Below are 16734 nucleotides of genomic sequence, written 5' to 3'. Positions count from 1 at the left end.
GGTGCCGGCCGTGCTCGCCGTGCTCGCCGCGCCCACGGTGCCGATCGCGCCCACGGTGCCGATCGCGCCCACGGTGCCGACCGTGCCCACGGTGCCGACCGTGCCCACGGTGCCGACCGTGCCGACCGCGCCCACGGTGCCGACCGTGCTCGCCGTGCTCGCCGTGCCGACCGCGCCCGCCGTGCCGACCGGCGGAGGTGTGATCAGAGTTGTTGTTCCACGCCTGTGACACGCTCGGTGGCGTCGCGTCGACCGAGCGCACCGGCAGAGTCGGCCTCGGGCGCTCAGGACACGCTCGGCGCAGAGCTGCCGCCGGCATACGTGCCCGCGCCGACACGGTCCCGGACGTGTCGTCATGGCGAACGGCCGACGCTGGTCACACGTTCGGCGGGACAGCCCGGACCCGCGCCCGCCTGCGCCGGACGCGCCCCCGCCCGCCTGCGCCGGACGCGCACCCCGCCCCCGCGGCGGGCGTGTGATCGGAGCCGACGGACGACCCTGCGGACACGCTCGTCGGCGGCTGCGTGGCCGAGCGTGTCACCAGCGTCGGTGACAGACCCTCACGACACGTCCGAGGGGGACCGGTCAGGTCTGCAGGAGTGGGGGACGGCGCAGGTGGTGGTCGGTGGCCTGTTCGTAGGCGTGCGCCGCGGCGAGGACGCGGGCGTCGGCGTGGCGGGGGCCGACGATCTGCAGCCCTATCGGCAGGCCGGCGGTCGTGAACCCGCACGGCACGCTGGCGGCGGGCTGCTGCGTCATGTTGAACGGGTAGGTGAAGGGCGTCCACGTTGTCCAGCGCCGCCCGTCGGGCGACTCCCGGCCCCCCTCGAAGGCCACGATGGGCAGGGTCGGGGTGAGCAGCAGGTCGTAGCGCCGGTGGAACGCTCCCATGAGGGTGCCGAGCTCGTTGCGGACGGCCATGGCCGACAGGTATTCGACGGCGCTGTAGCGGGCGCCCTGCTCGGCGATCTCGACGAGCCCCGGGTCCATCGTCGCGCGGGCGTCGGGGCCGAGGGCCTCCATCGACTTGGCGGCGCCCGCGAACCAGAGGGTCTCGAAGGGCTCGACGGGGTCGGCGAACCCGGGGTCGGCGTGCTCGACGGTCGCGCCGAGCGTTGCGAGGACGGCGGCGGCGGCCTCGACGGCGGCGCGCACCTCGTCGTCGACCTCGGCGAACCCGAGGGTGGGGCTGAGCGCGATCCGCAGCCCGGCGACGCCGTCGCCGAGTGTGGCGGTGCAGGTGTGGGGTGGGGCGTCGAGGGCCCAGGCGTCGCGGGCGTCGAAGCCGGAGATCACGTCGAGCAGGAGCGCGGCGTCGGCGACGGTGCGGGTCATGGGTCCGACGTGGGCGAGGGTCCCGAACGGGCTGGCCGGGTGGTGGGGGACTCGGCCGTAGGTGGGCTTGTGCGCGACGGTCCCGGTGAACGCGGCGGGGATGCGGACGGAGCCGCCCCCGTCGGTCCCTAGGGACAGCGCGCCCATGCCGAGCCCGACGGCGGTGGCGCTGCCTCCGGAGGAGCCGCCGGCGGTGAGTGCGGGGTTCCACGGGTTGCCGGTGATGCCGGTGAGGGGGGAGTCGGTGACGCCCTTCCAGGCGAGCTCGGGGGTGGTGGTCTTGCCGATGAGGACGGCGCCCTGTTCGCGGACGCGGGCGACGGGCGGGCCGTCGACGTCGCCGGGTGCGGGGTCGGTGGTGGCCGAGCCGCGGCGGGTCGGCCAGCCGACGGTCAGCAGGATGTCCTTGATCGAGGTGGGAACGCCGTCGAGCACGCCGCGGGGGGTGCCGCGTCGCCAGCGTTCCTCGGACTCCTGGGCGGAGGCGAGCGCGCCCGCCTCGTCGACGAGGCAGAAGGCGTTGACCCGGCTGTCGAGCTGCGCGATCCGGCCGAGCGCGTCGCGGGTGGCCTCGACGGGGGAGAGCTCGCCGGTGCGGTAGGCGGTGAGCAGTTCGGTGGCCGAGAGATCGGCCGTGCTCTGACCTGCGGAAACGGGCACGTAGTGGTCCTTTCGGGTCCGATCCGGCGGCATTGACACGCTAGGAACCGCTCGTATGATTGTCAACAATCCGCGGCGTTGCGGCCGGTCCGGAGCTTCCCACCATCCAGCGCGGGGTGATCGTGTTGTCCAGGTTCATCAAGATCGAACTCCAGAAGCGGGGCGTCTCGTGTGTCGCCGAGCTCCTCGAGAAGGAGGCGCCGCGCACGTCGGCGGCGGTCTGGGAGGCGCTCGGCGGCGGTGAGCTCGGGGGTGAGGCGCAGCACGCGAAGTACGCGCGCAACGAGGTCTACACGATGGTCCCGCGCTTCGGCGACGAGATCGGCTACGAGAACACCACGGTGACGCCCATCCCCGGCGACGTCGTGTACTTCGCGTTCTCCGGCGGAATGCTCGACCAGTCGTTCAAGGCCGACCAGGGGATCGACCACCTCCCCGGCGTGATCGACCTGGCGATCTTCTACGGACGTAACAACCTGTTGATCAACGGCGACGTCGGTTGGGTACCGGGCAACGTCTACGCGTCGATCGTCGAGGGCCTCGACGTGATGGCGGAGGCGTGCCACGACGTATGGCGGTCGGGGAGCGTCGGGGAGCGCCTGGTGTACTCACGCCTCACGAACCGACCGGGTTCGGACTGACCGTCGTACCGACCGAAGGAGGGCGCGCATGCCCACAGAGCCCTCCGTCGGACTCACCGGGCCCTCCGCCGGCAGTTGCGCCGCCTCCGACGACCAGCCCGGCATCGGCGTCGTCGCCCCGTTCGACTTCGCGCTCGACCGGGAGCTGTGGCGCTGGGCGCCCGACGACGTCTCGCTGTACCTGACGCGGCTGCCGTTCTTCACCACCCCGGTGACGGTCGAGATGGCCGTCGCGATCGGGGACCGGCGGGCGCTGCGCCGCGCGACCCGCGACGTGCTCACCCCACGACCCGGGGTGGTGACGTTCGCGTGCACGTCGGGCAGCTTCGTCGGCGGGGCGACCGGGGAGTACGTGCTGCGCCGCACGATGCTCGAAGCCGGCGCCCCCACAGTGTCGACGACGTCGGGCGCGCTGGTCGAGGCCCTGCAGCTGCTGGGCATCCGGCGCCTGGCCGTCGCCACCCCGTACATCGACGCGGTCACCGACCGGCTCGCGTCGTTCCTCGGCGAGCACGAGGTGGAGACGGTCGCGCGGCAGGGGCTGGGTCTGCTGGGCAACATCTGGCGGGTCAGCTACGACGAGGTCGTCCGGATCGTGCGGGCCGTGGACCGTCCCGACGCCGAGGCGCTGTTCATCAGCTGCACGAACCTGCCGACCTACGATGTCATCGATCCGCTGGAGCAGGCCCTCGGCAAGCCTGTCGTCACCGCGAACCAGGTGACGATGTGGGCCGCGCTGCGCGCGATCGGCCGGGCGGCCGTGGGTGGTGGGGCGTTGCTGGCCGAGCAGCGCCGGCTCTCGGTGGCTTGACCCCGACCGGGCGTTCGTAGGATTGTCGACAATCATGAGCACCACCGTTGGAATCCTGTACCCGGGCTACTCGGCCGAGGACGACTACCCGCGCGCCGAGGCGGCCCTCGGCGACGGCAGCCGGCTCCCGCTCGTCCACACCGAGATGCGGGAGGACGCCCACCGCGTCGACGCCCTCCTCGACATCGGCGGCGAGGACGTGCTCGCCGCCGGCGCGGCGCAGGTCGCCGCGCAGGCAGGCCCGCTCGACTCCATCGTCTGGGCCTGCACCTCCGGCAGCTTCGTCTTCGGCTGGGACGGCGCCGCCGCCCAGGTCGCGGCCCTGCAGGAGGTCGCAGGCGTCCCCGCCTCCAGCACCTCCTTCGCCTTCGTCGACGCCTGCCGCGCACTCGGCGTCACCCGCGTCGCGGTCGGCGCCACCTACCCCGACGACGTCGCCGAACGCTTCGTCGAGTTCCTCGGCAAGGCCGGCATCACCGTCCTGTCCCTCTCGGCGCGCGGCATCGTCACGGCCGCCGAGGTCGGCACCCTGCCCGGCGACCTCGTCCTCGACTTCGCCGCCGCGGCCGACCACCCCGACGCCCAGGCCGTCCTCCTCCCCGACACCGCGCTGCACACCGTCGAACTGCTCGACGCCCTCGACACGCGCGTCGGCAAGCCCGTGCTGACCGCCAACCAGGTCAGCATCTGGCAGGGTCTCCGGCTCGCGGGCGCACAACGCGTCCGGACCGGCCTCGGTGCACTCTTCGCGGCAGGCTGACACAGGAGGCGCGGTGGACCTCGATCTCGACGACCTGGAGCCCGTCAGCCGGCGCTCCACCGCGGCCATCGTGGCCGACCGGCTCCGCCACGCCATCATGCGCGGCACCTTCCCGCCGGGCGCCCAGCTCGGCGAGGTCGAGATCGCCGCCCGGCTCGGTGTCAGCCGCGGTCCCCTGCGCGAGGCCATGCAACGCCTCGTCGCCGAAGGACTCGTCCGCAGCGAACGCCACCGCGGCCTGTTCGTCCGCGACCTCGACGCCGCCGCGGTCCGCGACGTCTACACCGCCCGCGCCGCCATCGAACGCGCGGCCGCCCTGCTGATCCTCGCCGGGGAGCGGACCGAGGCCGTCGTCGTGCTCACCTCGGCGCTCGCCGACATGGAGGCTGCCGCCGCGACCGGCGACGCCGTCGCCCTCGCCGACGCCGACCACCGCTTCCACCAGCAGCTCGTCGCGGCCTCCGGCAGCCCCCGGCTGCGGCGCATGGCCGACACGTTGCTCGTCGAGACCCGGATGTGCCTGACAGCGCTCCAGGACAACCCGCCCCCGCCCGCCGAGCTCGTGGCCGAGCACCGGGCGCTGTGCGAGGCCGTCCGTGACGGCGACGCCGACCGTCTCGTCGTGACGCTGGAGGCCCACATGGCCGGCGCGGTCACCCGCATCCTCGACGTCGCCCCCGTCGCCGTCGCCCCGATCGAGCCGCCCCCGCCGGCGGGTGTCGCCTAGCTGCCGCGACCCGGGCGGCGGTGGCGCTGCGCACCCACAGGGGGCGACGTCACAGCACGGTCGTTGCCATCGCACACTAGCGTCGGGCGGCGTGACGGTCCAGTGAGCGGAGTTCTCCAGGGCTTCCTCGTGCTCGCCGTCGTCGTGGCCGTCGGCTGGGGGATCGGGCGGACGGGCATCCTCGGGCCCACCGCGGTGGAGGTGCTGTCGCGCACGGCGTTCTTCGTCGCCACCCCCGCCCTGCTGTTCTCGACGCTCTCGACCGCCGACGTCCACGCCGTGTTCTCCGGGGCGCTCACGGTGACAGCGGTGTCGTCGGGTGCGGTGTGCGTGCTGTACCTGGTCTTCGCGATGGTGCGACGCCGCCCGGCGGGCGAGTCGGTGGTGGGCGCGATGTCGTCGGGCTACGTCAACGCCGGGAACCTGGGGCTGCCGATCGTCACCTACGTCCTCAAGGACCCGACGGCGATCGCCCCGGTCCTGCTGTTCCAGCTGGCGGTGCTGGGTCCGCTCGGCGCGACGGTGCTCGACGCCGTGACCCGCCGCGAGGAGGGGCGGCCCCCGTCGCTGTGGCGGACGGTGGTGGCCCCGGTGCGCAACCCGATCTTCGTCGCGACCGTGGCGGGGCTGGTGGTGGCGGCCACGGGATGGCAGGTCCCGGAGGTCGTGATCGCACCGGTGCACCTGATCGCGGGGATCGCGGTGCCTGCGATGCTGCTGGCGTTCGGGGTGTCGCTGCACGGCGCGGCCAGGCCGGGGCAGGGCGAGGTGGGCCCGCCGCTGGTGGTGGTGTCGGCGTTGAAGAACGTCGGGCAGCCGGCGATCGCGGTGGCCGTGGGGCTGTTGCTGGGAATGACCGGTCCGCGGCTGCTGGCCGTGGCGATCTGCGCGGCGTTGCCGACGGCGCAGAACATGTTCGCCTACGCCGTGCGCTACCGGCAGGGCGTGACGTTGGCGCGGGACGCGGGCCTGGTGACGACCGTGATCAGTGTCCCGGTGATGATCGGGGTCGTCGCACTACTGGCATGAGAACGAACGGCACAGTCGTGCAACTCGGTTGCGCGACCGTGCCGTTCGTGAAGCAGGAGCTCAGCGGCCCGCCGGCGAGATGCCCAGGCTCATCCCGGCGAGGCCGCGGGCGCGGGTGGCGAGCTTGTCGGCGACGCCGCGCAACGCCGTGGCCGCCGGCGAGGAGGGGTCGGCCAGCACGATGGGGGTGCCGGTGTCGCCGCACTCGCGCAGCCCCGGCTCCAGCGGGATCTGGCCGAGCAGCGGGACGGGCGCGCCGAGGGTGCGGCTGAGGGAGTCGGCCACGGTGGCGCCACCGCCGGAGCCGAACACCTCCATCCGGGTGCCGTCGGGCAGCTCCATCCACGACATGTTCTCGACGACGCCGGCGAGGCGCTGACGGGTCTGCATGGCGATGGACCCGGCGCGCTCGGCGACCTCTGCGGCCGCCTGCTGCGGGGTGGTGACGACGAGCAGCTCGGCGTTGGGGACGAGCTGCGCGGTGGAGATGGCGATGTCGCCGGTGCCGGGGGGCAGGTCGAGGAGCAGGACGTCGAGGTCGCCCCAGAAGACGTCGGCGAGGAACTGCTGCAGGGCCCGGTGGAGCATGGGGCCGCGCCAGACGACGGGGGTGTTGCCCTCGACGAACATGCCGATGGAGATGACCTTCACGCCGTGGGCCTGCGGCGGCATGATCATGTTCTCGACCTTGGTGGGCCGTGCCGCGGTGCCGAGCATGCGGGGCACCGAGTGGCCGTAGATGTCGGCGTCGACCACGCCCACGGAGAGGCCGCGGGCGGCCAGGGCGGCGGCGAGGTTCACGGTGACCGACGACTTGCCGACGCCGCCCTTGCCCGACGCCACGCAGTAGACGCGGGTGAGGGAGCCGGGCTGGGCGAAGGGGATGACGGGCTCGGCGGAGTCGCCGCGCAGGGAGCGGCGCAGCTCGGTGCGCTGCTCGTCGGACATCACGTCGAGCTCGACCTGGACCGCGCGGATGCCGGGGACCGCGGAGACGGCCTCGGTGACGCGGGTGGTGATGGTGTCGCGCATCGGGCAGCCGGCGACGGTGAGGTAGACGGCGACGTCGGCGACGCCGTCGTCGGACACCGCGACGCTCTTGACCATGCCGAGCTCGGTGATCGGTTTGCGGATCTCCGGGTCGTCGACTTTCGCGAGTGCGGCCCGAACCGCCTGTTCGACGGTCTGCGATCCGGTGTTCCCCATGACGGACATCAGGTTTCCGTTGCACCTTCCCTGAGGGCGGCCGGGGGTGTGGCACAGCCCGCGGCGAGAAACCACCATCGTACGTGCGTCCCCGCGACGACCGGCGCATCCGTAGCATCTGTCGACGTGACGGACATCGCCGACGCCGCCCCGGGCACCGCCCGCGGCGGCGATCCGGGGGGACGGCGGGCCGTGCCGACCGACGAGCAGCTCGCCTCATGGCGGGCGTTCCTCAAGGCGCACGCCACGATCACCCGGGTCCTGGAGACGGAACTGGTCGCGGAGCAGCGCTTGTCGCTGGCCGCCTACGACGTGCTGGTGCAGCTGGCCGAGGCACCGGGGAGGCGGCTGCGGATGACGGAGCTCGCCGATGCGGTGCTGTTGTCGCGGTCGGGGGTGACGCGGCTGGTCGACCGGTTGGAGCGGGCGGGCCTGGTGAGCCGGTCACCGGTGGCGGGCGACGGGCGCGGGGTGGCGGCGTCGTTGACGGAGGCGGGGGTGAGCCGGTTGCGGGTGGCGGCGCGGACGCACCTCGCGGGGGTGTCCCGGCACTTCGTCGACCGTTTGGACGCGGCGGAGATGGCGCAGCTGGAGTCGATCAGCGGGAAGCTGTCGGGCTGAGCGCCACGGCCGCGTCGTGGCGGGTGGGGCGCAGCTAGTCGAACGCGCGCGGGTAGGCCCGCCCGCGGCGCTCGTCGGGGCGGGCCGGGTCGGCACCGAGCCGGTCGGCGAACTTGTCGAGCTCGCCGCGCAGGTAGTCGCGGGTGGCGACCTCGCCGATCGCGATGCGCAGTGCCGCGAGCTCCCGGGCGAGGTACTCGGTGTCGGCCTTGGTGCGTTCGGCGCGGGTCCGGTCCTCTTCGAGGGAGACGCGGTCGCGGTCGTCCTGGCGGTTCTGGGCGAGCAGGATCAGGGGCGCGGCGTAGGCGGCCTGGGTGGAGAAGGCCAGGTTGAGCAGGATGAACGGGTACGGGTCCCACTGCAGCTGCCAGCTGATCATGTTCAGACCGATCCAGGCGATGACGATGATCGTCTGGATGGCGAGGAACTGGCCGGTCCCGAGAAACCTGGCGATCCGTTCGGAGAGCCGGGCGAAGCCCTCCGGGTCGACCTCGAGGCGGCGGCGCCCGGAGCGCGGCTGGTCGAGGCGGCGGGTGCTGTTCAGCTCAGGCATGGTCGGCCCCTGTCTCCCCGGCCCCTGTCTCCCCGGCTCCGACCTCCACAGCCCCGGTGTCGGTGGCCCCGGCCTGGTCGGGGGCGCCGGTGCGTGACCCGTTCCCGACGTAGCCGTTGCCGGGTTCGGCCATGTCGTCACGCCAGCCGACGGGCAGGATGTGGTCGAGCAGGTCGTCGACCGTGACGGCGCCGAGCAGGTGGTCCTCGCTGTCGACGACGGGCCCGGCGACGAGGTTGTAGGCCGCGAAGTACCGGGTGATCTCCGGGAGGGTGGCCTCGGGGGTGAGCCGGGCGAGCTCGCTGTCGACGATGCCGGCGACGAGCTCGAACGGCGCCTCGCGCAGCAGCCGCTGGGCGTGGACGACACCCAGGTAGCGGCCGGTCGGGGTGGCCGTGGGTGGCCTGCAGACGAACACGAGGCTCGCGAGCGCGGGTGGGATGTCGGGGTTGCGGATGTGGGCGAGCGCCTCGGCCACGGTGGCGTCGGGCCGCAGGATGACCGGCTCGGGCGTCATGAGCCCGCCGGCGGTGTTGCTCGAGTAGCTGAGCAGCCGGCGGACGGGTTCGGACTCCTCCGGCTCCATGAGGGAGAGCAGCCGGTCGGACTCGGCGGGGGAGAGCTCGCCGAGCAGGTCGGCGGCGTCGTCGGGGGACATGGCCTCGAGGACGTCGGCGGCGCGTTCGGCGTCGAGGTGGGCGAGCAGGGCACGCTGGTCGGTCTCGGACATCTCCTCGAAGATGTCGGCGACGCGTTCGTCGTCGAGGGCGTCGACCACCTCGTACTGGCGTTTGGGCGGCAGCTCGGTGAGGGCGGCGGCGACGTCGGCCGGGCGCATGGCCTCGAAGACCGCGAGGAGGCCCTCGGTGCCCTGGCGGTCGGTGAGGGTGAGGCCCTCGGCGGCGCTCCACGGCACGACCCACACCGAGCCCCGGCGCGACAGCCGGCTGCGCCGGGCGCGGACGGCGAGCCTGCCGACGACCCAGTCGCGGGAGCGGGTCGGCTCGATCGCGGCGTCGACGACGACGACCTCCTGGCCGGACTCGGTGAGCACGACGGTCGCGTCGAGCACCTGGCCGAGCACGAGCGCCTCGTTGGGACGCTGGTTGAAGCCGCGGAGGCTGATGGTCCCGGTGGCGAGGGTGATCGCGGCCGGGTCGACGCCGGTGACGCGCAGCATGGGGACGAAGATCCGCCGGTGGGTGGCGAGCTCGACGACGAGGCCGAGGACGCGGGGCGGGCTGGGGTCGACGCGCAGCGACACGACGACGTCGCGGACCTTACCGATGCGCTCGCCGTCGGGCCCGAACACGGCGAGCCCCGCCATCCGGGCCACGAACACCTGCGTCGCCGCCATGGGGGGAGCCTAGAGCGGACGCTGTGACGTGCAGCCGACGGAGTGTTCGGACCGGCGACCTGCGGCGCGGTCGCCGGGCCCCGGCCCGTCGACGCCGTCGGGGCGGGGACTCCATAGGGTCGCGACATGCCCGAGCTGCGTTTCGACGTCGTCGACGTGTTCACCGACCGGCCCTACGCCGGCAACCCGTTGGCCGTCGTGCACGGGGCCGCGGAGGCAGGCCTGACCGGTGCGCAGATGCAGGCGGTCGCGGCGGAGTTCGGGCTGTCGGAGACGACGTTCACGCTGCCCCCGACGCAGCCGGGCGCCGACTACCGGGTCCGCATCTTCACCCCGGCCGTGGAGCTGCCCTTCGCGGGCCACCCGAGTGTGGGGACGGCGTGGGTGCTGGCGCGCGACGGGGTGATCGGGACGGGCGACGTCGTGCAGGAGTGCGGTGCCGGGCTGCTGCCGGTCCGGGTCGACGCCGCCGGTGCGACGGTGTCGGGCGGGCAACCGGCGCCGGGCCCGTCGGCGGCGGCCGACGAGCTGGCCGAGGCGGTCGGGCTCACCGAGGCCGACCTCGACGACCGGGTGCGGGCGGGGTCGGCCACGGCGGGCGTGCCCTACGTCGTGCTCCCCGTCCGTGCCGACGCGGTGGCCCGCGCGGTGTGCGACCACGCCGAGGTGACGGCGCTGACCACGGGTATGACGGGGCTGGTCGTGGTGTCGGTGGGCGAGCTGCCGGTGCGCCACGTGCACCTGCGGATGTTCGCGCCCGGCTCGGGGGTGGCGGAGGACCCGGCGACGGGGTCGGCGGCCGTCGCGCTGGCGGTGTTCCTCGTCGACCGAGGTGTCCTGCCGGGCGACGGCGGTTCGGCGTTCACGATCGACCAGGGTGCGGAGATCGGGCGGCCGTCACGGCTGGACGTGACGGTCGAGGCGAAGGACGGCAGGGCCGTGTCGACGACGGTCGGCGGCGGCGTCGTGGCGGTCTCCTCGGGGGTGCTCGTCGCACTGCCCTGAGCTGCGAACAGGGCTTTCACCTGTGGTGGGTGAGAAACCAATCACCTCGGGAGGGTGTTATCGGCGGTTGCGTGCCAGCATCGAGCCAACCGTGCGCGTCGACCCAACGAGGAGTCCGTCAGTGAGCACCCGCAACCGTGCCCGCCGTTCCTGCCTTGCGGTGCCGGGCTCGAGCCAGAAGTTCATCGACAAGGCTCGGACCCTCCCCGCCGACCAGGTGTTCCTCGACCTGGAGGACGCGTGCGCGCCGCTGGCCAAGCCCGGCGCCCGCAAGACCATCGTCGCCGCCCTCAACGAGGGGGGCTGGGGCGAGCGCATCCGCGTCGTGCGCGTCAACGACTGGACCACCGAGTGGACCTACCGCGACGTGACCGAGGTCGTCGAGGGTGCGGGTGCCAACCTCGACGCGATCATGCTGCCCAAGGTGCAGACGGCCGAGCAGGTCGTCGCGCTCGACCTGCTGCTCACCCAGATCGAGAAGTCGATGGGCTACGAGGTCGGGAGGATCGGCATCGAGGCGCAGATCGAGAACGCGCTGGGCCTGCTCAACGTCAGTGCCATCGCCGCCGCGTCCCCGCGCGTCGAGACGATCATCTTCGGCCCGGCCGACTTCATGGCCTCGATCAACATGAAGTCGCTGGTCGTGGGGGAGCAGCCGCCCGGCTACGACGTGGGCGACGCCTACCACCACATCCTGATGAGCATCCTGATGGCCGCGCGCGCCCACGAGAAGCTCGCGATCGACGGCCCGTACCTGCAGATCAAGGACGTCGACGGGTTCCGCCGCGTCGCCGGCCGCAGCGCCGCGCTGGGCTTCGACGGCAAGTGGGTGCTGCATCCCGGCCAGATCGACGCGGCCAACGAGACCTTCAGCCCGCTGCAGAGCGACTACGACCACGCCGAGAACATCCTCGACGCCTACGACTGGTACACCTCCGAGGCCGGTGGCAAGCGGGGCGCGGCGATGATCGGCGACGAGATGATCGACGAGGCCAGCCGCAAGATGGCGCTGGTGATCTCGGGCAAGGGCCGCGCCGCCGGCATGGAGCGGACCGACCGGTGGACCCCGCCGCAGGCGTGAGCCCCCTCGTCCGCCCCCACCTTCGCAACCCCAGGAGCACCGCATGGCACGGCTCGCCCAGACGGCCGGTCTGACCGACATCCAGCAGGAGATCCTGTCGACGGTCAAGACGTTCGTCGACAAGGAGATCATCCCGCACGCCACCGCGCTCGAGCACGCGGACACCTACCCGCAGGACATCGTCGACGGGATGAAGGAGATGGGCCTGTTCGGGCTCACCATCCCCGAGGAGTTCGGTGGCCTGGGCGAGTCGCTGCTGACCTACGCGCTGGTCGTGGAGCAGATCGCGCGCGGCTGGATGAGCGTCTCCGGCGTCATCAACACCCACTTCATCGTCGCCTACATGCTAACCCAGCACGGCACCGACGAGCAGAAGCAGCGGCTGCTGCCGCAGATGGCCGCGGGCGAGGTGCGCGGGGCGTTCTCGATGTCGGAGCCGGACCTGGGTTCCGACGTCGCCGCGATCAAGACGAAGGCCGTGCGCGACGGCGACGACTACGTCATCGACGGCGCGAAGATGTGGCTGACGAACGGCGGCACGTCGAACCTGATCGCGCTGCTGGTGAAGACGGACGAGGGCAAGCCGAAGCCGCACCAGAACCTGACGGCGTTCCTGGTCGAGAAGCCGACCGGCTACGGCGAGGTCGCGCCGGGTCTCACGATCCCCGGCAAGATCGACAAGATGGGGTACAAGGGCGTCGACACCACGGAGGCGGTGTTCGACGGCTACCGCATCCCCGCGTCGGCGATCCTCGGCGGTGAGACCGGCAAGGGCTTCTCGCAGATGATGGACGGCGTCGAGGTCGGCCGCGTCAACGTCGCGGCCCGCGCCTGCGGCATCTCGATCCGGGCGTTCGAGCTGGCGGTCGAGTACGCCCAGCAGCGGTCGACGTTCGGCAAGCCGATCGCCGAGCACCAGGCCATCGCGTTCAAGCTGGCCGAGATGGGCACCAAGGTCGAGGCCGCGCACCACATGATGGTCAACGCGGCGCGGCTCAAGGACGCGGGGACCCGCAACGACGTCGAGGCCGGGATGGCCAAGCTGATCGCCTCGGAGTACTGCGCCGAGGTCACCCAGGAGTCGTTCCGCATCCACGGCGGCTACGGCTACTCCAAGGAGTACGAGATCGAGCGCCTGATGCGCGAGGCACCGTTCCTGCTCATCGGCGAGGGCACCTCGGAGATCCAGAAGACGATCATCTCGCGCGGGCTGTTGCGCGAGTACAGGTCGCGCTGACCTGCTGCGGCGGGCACACGTCCCGCGCGCAACCTCACTGCTCGCAACGGCCGAGATTAGCAATGAGGTTGCGCGCGGTGGGCGCGCGGGCCGCGGGCGGTCAGCCCTCGCCGGCGCCGAACCGGCGGACCCGGCCGCTGCCGCCGCAGCGCGAGCACAGCCGGAACGACTTCGTGTAGATCGCGCCGTAGCTGCGCGGCGATCCCTTGCACGTCGGGCAGTGCTTGTACGGGTGCAGGAGCACGGAGAGCCCGTACCCGCCTCCCGCGATGAACAGGAGGATGACGATCGTCAGCCATCCGCTGGATCCTGCTGCCGCCGCCTGACCCAGGATCGAACCACTTGTCGACGCCGTCATCGCCCCACCCCGTGTCCCCCGACGAGCGAACGTCGACGGTACGTGACCGAAAGAAGATCGTGCGCGGCCGAACGGTCTAATTGCGCAGGTTGCGGGGCGCGTCACGTGCAGCGACTGGTCGCGGAGTGTGATCGAATGGCCACGACGCGCGAGCCTGCGCACTGCGTCGCAGGACACCGCCGTGCAGGGCACTACGCCACCGGCACGCACGTTGGCATGATGGGACATCCGCACCAGGTGTCCTGATTCCACAGGACCGCAACAGCTCTCGCGAGGGAGGATTCGGTGACCGCACCGTTCGGCGGCGCGGGGCGCACGGCGCCCGGCCTGCCCAACCTGCCCACTCCTCCGACCGGCTGGCCCGTCGGCTCCTATGCCACCTACGCCGAGGCCCAGCGCGCCGTCGACCACCTGGCCGACAGCAACTTCCCGGTGCGCGACGTGACGATCGTCGGCGTCGACCTCATGCTCGTCGAACGCGTCATCGGCCGCCTGACCTGGGGGCGCGTGCTGGCCTCCGGCGGCGCGTCCGGCGCCTGGTTCGGTCTGTTCTTCGGGCTGCTGCTCGTCGTGTTCGGGACGACGACGCTGCCCCCGTTCGCCGCGGTCCTCGTCGGCCTGCTCGGCGGCATGGTGTTCGGTGTCGTGCTCGCCGCCGTCGGCTACGGCGCCTCGCGGGGCCGTCGCGACTTCACCTCCGCCAGTCAGATGGTCGCCGGCCGCTACGACGTGCTCTGCCAGCCGCGCAATGCCGAGAAGGCCCGCGAGATGCTCGCGAAGCTGGCCATGTCGGGCGACGGCCCCCGTTCGGCCCACGGCTCCTGACCGACCCCGGCCGGAGGTCCGTTCGCGTCCGTCCGGGTTTGGTCTCGGTCCGGTCTCGGTAACCCTCGCTCGAATTGCGGGTATCGCCCCGTCTCCTTATGTTCATGCCACCGGCGCGATCTCGTGACCGGTGTCACAGGCTGAACATGCCGATGTGTCGCCGTTGGTCACGCGGCGCCCCGTCGGCTCACGACGGGAGGCCGGTATGGGGCAGCCGCTCGCGACGAGGCGGCACGGAATGGGACGGTTCAGGTCGCTCGCCATCGGTGGGGCGGCCCTCCTGGCCGCGACGACGATCGCCGCCTGCGGAGGCGCAGCGGCAGGACCACCCGTCCTGAACTTCTACACCCCGGCGGACGGGGCGAAACAGTACGCGGCCGCAGCCGCGGCCTGCACACAACAGGCCGGTGGCAGGTACTCGATCGTGCAGCAGACGCTGCCGAAGAGCGCCGACGACCAGCGGCTGCAGCTCGCGCGCCGACTCGTGGCGGGGGACACGGCCGTCGACATCATGGGCATCGACGTCACCTGGACCGCCGAGTTCGCCGAGGCCGGCTGGCTGGAGAAGTTCCCGGCCGACCAGGCCGCGAAGGTCAAGGACGGCACCCTCGCCGGCCCGCTCGACACCGGCACCTACCAGGGCGAGCTCTGGGCCGCACCGCTCAACACGAACACCCAGATCCTCTGGTACCGCAAGGACCTCTCGCCCAACCCGCCCGCCACCTGGGACGACATGATCACCCAGGCCGAGGCGCTGGCGGCCAAGGGCCTGCCCGCCGCCATCGAGGTACAGGGCGCCCAGTACGAGGGCATCACCGTCTGGTTCAACACGCTGCTCACCAGCGCGGGCGGCCAGGTCGTCAACGAGAAGGGCGACGTCCTGATCGACCAGGGTGACGCCGCCGTCAAGGCCACCACGATCATGCAGCGCGTCGCCACCGCCAAGGGCGCCGACCCGTCGCTCTCGGTCGCCAAGGAGAACGACGGCCGCCTCGCGATGGAGGCCGGCGAGGCCGCGTTCCAGCTCAACTACCCGTTCGTCTACGCGTCGATCAACACCCCGCCCCCGGACGGCGGCGGTGGCGGCACGTTCATCGACGCCCAGGGCAAGCCGACCTCGCAGGACACCGGCAGGCGCGTCATCGACGAGTTCGCCTGGGCCCCCTACCCGTCGGTCATCCCGGGCAAGCCCGCGACCGTCACCATCGGTGGCCTGAACCTCGGCGTCAGCAGCACCTCGCTGCACAAGGACCTCGCGTTCGAGGCCGTGCAGTGCCTGCGCAACCGCGACAACCAGCTGACCAACGCGGTCGACGGCGGTGTCCCGCCCACACTGGAGGAGCTGTACTCCGACCCGTCGTTCCAGGAGAAGTACCCGGCGTGGCAGGCCATCAAGCAGTCGCTGGACAACGCCAGCGTCCGCCCGAAGACCCCGGCCTACCAGAGCATCTCGATCGTGCTGTCCGACGCTCTGAACCCGCCCGGTGACATCGACCCGCAGGTGACGGTCGCCGGACTCGCCGACCAGATCCGCAAGGCGGAGAACTCGGAGGGGTTGGTCCCGTGAGCCTCGACAGCGGAGCTCTCGCCGCGGCGACACAGAAACAGCCATCGTCGCACCGCGCGGGCAAGCCGTCCCTCTCCGAGGGCAAGAAGGCCGAACGCCGGCTCGGGCTGTGGCTGTGCGCCCCGGCCGCGATCATCATGGTCGCCGTCACGGCGTACCCGATCATCTACGCCATCTGGCTGTCCTTGCAGCGCTACGACCTGCGGTTCCCGGCCGACCGCGAGTTCGCCGGCCTGGCCAACTACGGTGCGGTGCTCAGCTCCGGCTACTGGTGGCAGGCGTTCCTGATCACGGTGATCATCACGGTGGTCTCCGTGGCGATCGAGTTCGTGCTCGGCCTCGCGCTCGCACTGGTCATGCACCGCACGATCGTCGGCCGCGGCCTCACCAGGACCGTCGTGCTCATCCCGTACGGCATCGTCACCGTCGTCGCGGCGTTCTCGTGGCAGTTCGCGTGGACACCCGACAAGGGCTACCTCGCCGCGATGCTGTCCGAAGGATCGGCGCCGCTCACGGGCCAGGCGTCGGCCATCGCGATCATCATCCTCGCCGAGGTCTGGAAGACGACGCCGTTCATGGCGCTGCTGCTCATGGCCGGTCTCGCGCTCGTGCCCGACGACCTGCTCAAGGCCGCACAGGTCGACGGTGCCGGCCCCTGGCAGCGCCTCACCCAGATCATCCTGCCGATGATGAAGCCCGCCATCCTCGTCGCGCTGCTGTTCCGCACGCTCGACGCGTTCCGGGTGTTCGACAACATCTACATCCTGACCCAGGGATCCAACGGCACCGGCTCGGTGTCGATGCTGGGCTACGACAACCTGTTCAAGGCGTTCAACCTGGGCATCGGCTCGGCGATCAGCGTCCTGATCTTCATCGCGGTGGCGCTGATAGCCCTGTTGTTCATCAAACTCTTCGGGGCCGCGGCCCCGGGGTCCGAGCCGGCGGGGAAGCGGTGATCTGA

18 protein-coding genes are annotated in these 16734 nt (G+C 71.9%); 13 read left to right on the top strand and 5 right to left on the bottom strand.

Annotated elements, in window-relative coordinates:
- The first annotated feature begins 10 nt into the window (after positions 1-10).
- Positions 11-229, top strand: coding sequence for a hypothetical protein (locus AB7F12_RS04935; RefSeq protein WP_428502548.1), 219 nt, complete (start codon positions 11-13; stop codon positions 227-229).
- A gap of 356 nt (positions 230-585) precedes the next feature.
- Here the strand turns inward: AB7F12_RS04935 and AB7F12_RS04930 are convergent, their stop codons facing one another.
- On the bottom strand, positions 586-1995 hold the full coding sequence (locus AB7F12_RS04930; RefSeq protein WP_428502547.1) for an amidase: 1410 nt from the start codon (positions 1993-1995) through the stop codon (positions 586-588).
- Between the two features lie 125 nt (positions 1996-2120).
- Between AB7F12_RS04930 and AB7F12_RS04925 the strand changes: the two genes are divergently transcribed.
- The 5 genes from AB7F12_RS04925 to AB7F12_RS04905 all read left to right on the top strand — a co-directional run bounded on the left by AB7F12_RS04925 (position 2121) and on the right by AB7F12_RS04905 (position 5963).
- Positions 2121-2636: a DUF3830 family protein gene (locus tag AB7F12_RS04925; RefSeq protein WP_428502553.1), complete on the top strand. Its 516-nt coding sequence runs from the start codon at positions 2121-2123 to the stop codon at positions 2634-2636.
- 28 nt (positions 2637-2664) lie between these two features.
- On the top strand, positions 2665-3447 hold the full coding sequence (locus AB7F12_RS04920) for a maleate cis-trans isomerase family protein (protein ID WP_428502546.1): 783 nt from the start codon (positions 2665-2667) through the stop codon (positions 3445-3447).
- A gap of 34 nt (positions 3448-3481) precedes the next feature.
- Positions 3482-4207: a maleate cis-trans isomerase family protein gene (locus AB7F12_RS04915; RefSeq protein ID WP_428516788.1), complete on the top strand. Its 726-nt coding sequence runs from the start codon at positions 3482-3484 to the stop codon at positions 4205-4207.
- A gap of 13 nt (positions 4208-4220) precedes the next feature.
- On the top strand, positions 4221-4934 hold the full coding sequence (locus tag AB7F12_RS04910; protein WP_428497998.1) for a GntR family transcriptional regulator: 714 nt from the start codon (positions 4221-4223) through the stop codon (positions 4932-4934).
- 102 nt (positions 4935-5036) lie between these two features.
- Positions 5037-5963, top strand: coding sequence for an AEC family transporter (locus AB7F12_RS04905; protein ID WP_428497999.1), 927 nt, complete (start codon positions 5037-5039; stop codon positions 5961-5963).
- A 60-nt stretch (positions 5964-6023) separates the two neighbouring features.
- Here the strand turns inward: AB7F12_RS04905 and AB7F12_RS04900 are convergent, their stop codons facing one another.
- Positions 6024-7178 (bottom strand): Mrp/NBP35 family ATP-binding protein, encoded by a 1155-nt coding sequence (locus tag AB7F12_RS04900; protein WP_428498000.1) that lies wholly within the window; start codon positions 7176-7178, stop codon positions 6024-6026.
- Positions 7179-7295: 117 nt separating this feature from the next.
- Here AB7F12_RS04900 and AB7F12_RS04895 point away from each other — a divergent pair, with 117 nt between their 5' ends.
- Complete coding sequence (locus tag AB7F12_RS04895) at positions 7296-7790, top strand: MarR family winged helix-turn-helix transcriptional regulator (protein ID WP_428498001.1); 495 nt, start codon at positions 7296-7298, stop codon at positions 7788-7790.
- A 34-nt stretch (positions 7791-7824) separates the two neighbouring features.
- Here the strand turns inward: AB7F12_RS04895 and AB7F12_RS04890 are convergent, their stop codons facing one another.
- Positions 7825-8343 (bottom strand): DUF1003 domain-containing protein, encoded by a 519-nt coding sequence (locus tag AB7F12_RS04890; protein WP_428498002.1) that lies wholly within the window; start codon positions 8341-8343, stop codon positions 7825-7827.
- Positions 8336-9700: a magnesium transporter MgtE N-terminal domain-containing protein gene (locus AB7F12_RS04885; protein ID WP_428498003.1), complete on the bottom strand. Its 1365-nt coding sequence runs from the start codon at positions 9698-9700 to the stop codon at positions 8336-8338. The genes AB7F12_RS04890 and AB7F12_RS04885 overlap by 8 nt, the downstream gene beginning before the upstream one ends.
- 126 nt (positions 9701-9826) lie before the next feature.
- On the opposite strand from AB7F12_RS04885, the gene AB7F12_RS04880 reads away from it, so the two are divergent.
- The 3 genes from AB7F12_RS04880 (at position 9827) to AB7F12_RS04870 (ending at position 13023) form a co-directional block, all read left to right on the top strand.
- Positions 9827-10705 (top strand): PhzF family phenazine biosynthesis protein, encoded by an 879-nt coding sequence (locus tag AB7F12_RS04880; protein WP_428498004.1) that lies wholly within the window; start codon positions 9827-9829, stop codon positions 10703-10705.
- A gap of 121 nt (positions 10706-10826) precedes the next feature.
- The gene (locus tag AB7F12_RS04875; protein WP_428498005.1) at positions 10827-11786 is read left to right on the top strand and encodes an HpcH/HpaI aldolase/citrate lyase family protein; all 960 of its coding nucleotides are present in this window, start codon (positions 10827-10829) and stop codon (positions 11784-11786) included.
- A 43-nt stretch (positions 11787-11829) separates the two neighbouring features.
- The gene (locus AB7F12_RS04870) at positions 11830-13023 is read left to right on the top strand and encodes an acyl-CoA dehydrogenase family protein (protein WP_428498006.1); all 1194 of its coding nucleotides are present in this window, start codon (positions 11830-11832) and stop codon (positions 13021-13023) included.
- Between the two features lie 100 nt (positions 13024-13123).
- Here the strand turns inward: AB7F12_RS04870 and AB7F12_RS04865 are convergent, their stop codons facing one another.
- The gene (locus AB7F12_RS04865) at positions 13124-13381 is read right to left on the bottom strand and encodes a hypothetical protein (protein ID WP_428498007.1); all 258 of its coding nucleotides are present in this window, start codon (positions 13379-13381) and stop codon (positions 13124-13126) included.
- 285 nt (positions 13382-13666) lie between these two features.
- On the opposite strand from AB7F12_RS04865, the gene AB7F12_RS04860 reads away from it, so the two are divergent.
- The 3 genes from AB7F12_RS04860 (at position 13667) to AB7F12_RS04850 (ending at position 16729) form a co-directional block, all read left to right on the top strand.
- Complete coding sequence (locus AB7F12_RS04860; RefSeq protein ID WP_428498008.1) at positions 13667-14206, top strand: general stress protein; 540 nt, start codon at positions 13667-13669, stop codon at positions 14204-14206.
- 238 nt (positions 14207-14444) lie between these two features.
- A complete protein-coding gene (locus tag AB7F12_RS04855; RefSeq protein ID WP_428498009.1) occupies positions 14445-15773 on the top strand; it encodes an ABC transporter substrate-binding protein in 1329 nt (442 codons plus the stop codon).
- Positions 15770-16729 (top strand): carbohydrate ABC transporter permease, encoded by a 960-nt coding sequence (locus AB7F12_RS04850; RefSeq protein ID WP_428498010.1) that lies wholly within the window; start codon positions 15770-15772, stop codon positions 16727-16729. Before AB7F12_RS04855 ends, AB7F12_RS04850 begins: the two co-directional genes overlap by 4 nt.
- Positions 16730-16734: the final 5 nt, after the last annotated feature.

The organism is Pseudonocardia sp., assembly GCF_050250275.1.
GTDB lineage: Bacteria > Actinomycetota > Actinomycetes > Mycobacteriales > Pseudonocardiaceae > Pseudonocardia.
Note: the sequence above shows the minus strand (reverse complement) of the source record. Positions and strands in the feature narration are given on the sequence as shown.

Bases quoted from the DNA above. Each gene is read 5' to 3' on its own strand.
- AB7F12_RS04865 (WP_428498007.1), bottom strand. From the start codon at position 13,381: ATGACGGCGTCGACAAGTGGTTCGATCCTGGGTCAGGCGGCGGCAGCA.
- AB7F12_RS04890 (WP_428498002.1), bottom strand. From the start codon at position 8,343: ATGCCTGAGCTGAACAGCACCCGCCGCCTCGACCAGCCGCGCTCCGGG.
- AB7F12_RS04920 (WP_428502546.1), top strand. From the start codon at position 2,665: ATGCCCACAGAGCCCTCCGTCGGACTCACCGGGCCCTCCGCCGGCAGT.
- AB7F12_RS04885 (WP_428498003.1), bottom strand. From the start codon at position 9,700: ATGGCGGCGACGCAGGTGTTCGTGGCCCGGATGGCGGGGCTCGCCGTG.
- AB7F12_RS04880 (WP_428498004.1), top strand. From the start codon at position 9,827: ATGCCCGAGCTGCGTTTCGACGTCGTCGACGTGTTCACCGACCGGCCC.
- AB7F12_RS04900 (WP_428498000.1), bottom strand. From the start codon at position 7,178: ATGTCCGTCATGGGGAACACCGGATCGCAGACCGTCGAACAGGCGGTT.
- AB7F12_RS04915 (WP_428516788.1), top strand. From the start codon at position 3,482: ATGAGCACCACCGTTGGAATCCTGTACCCGGGCTACTCGGCCGAGGAC.
- AB7F12_RS04855 (WP_428498009.1), top strand. From the start codon at position 14,445: ATGGGACGGTTCAGGTCGCTCGCCATCGGTGGGGCGGCCCTCCTGGCC.
- AB7F12_RS04870 (WP_428498006.1), top strand. From the start codon at position 11,830: ATGGCACGGCTCGCCCAGACGGCCGGTCTGACCGACATCCAGCAGGAG.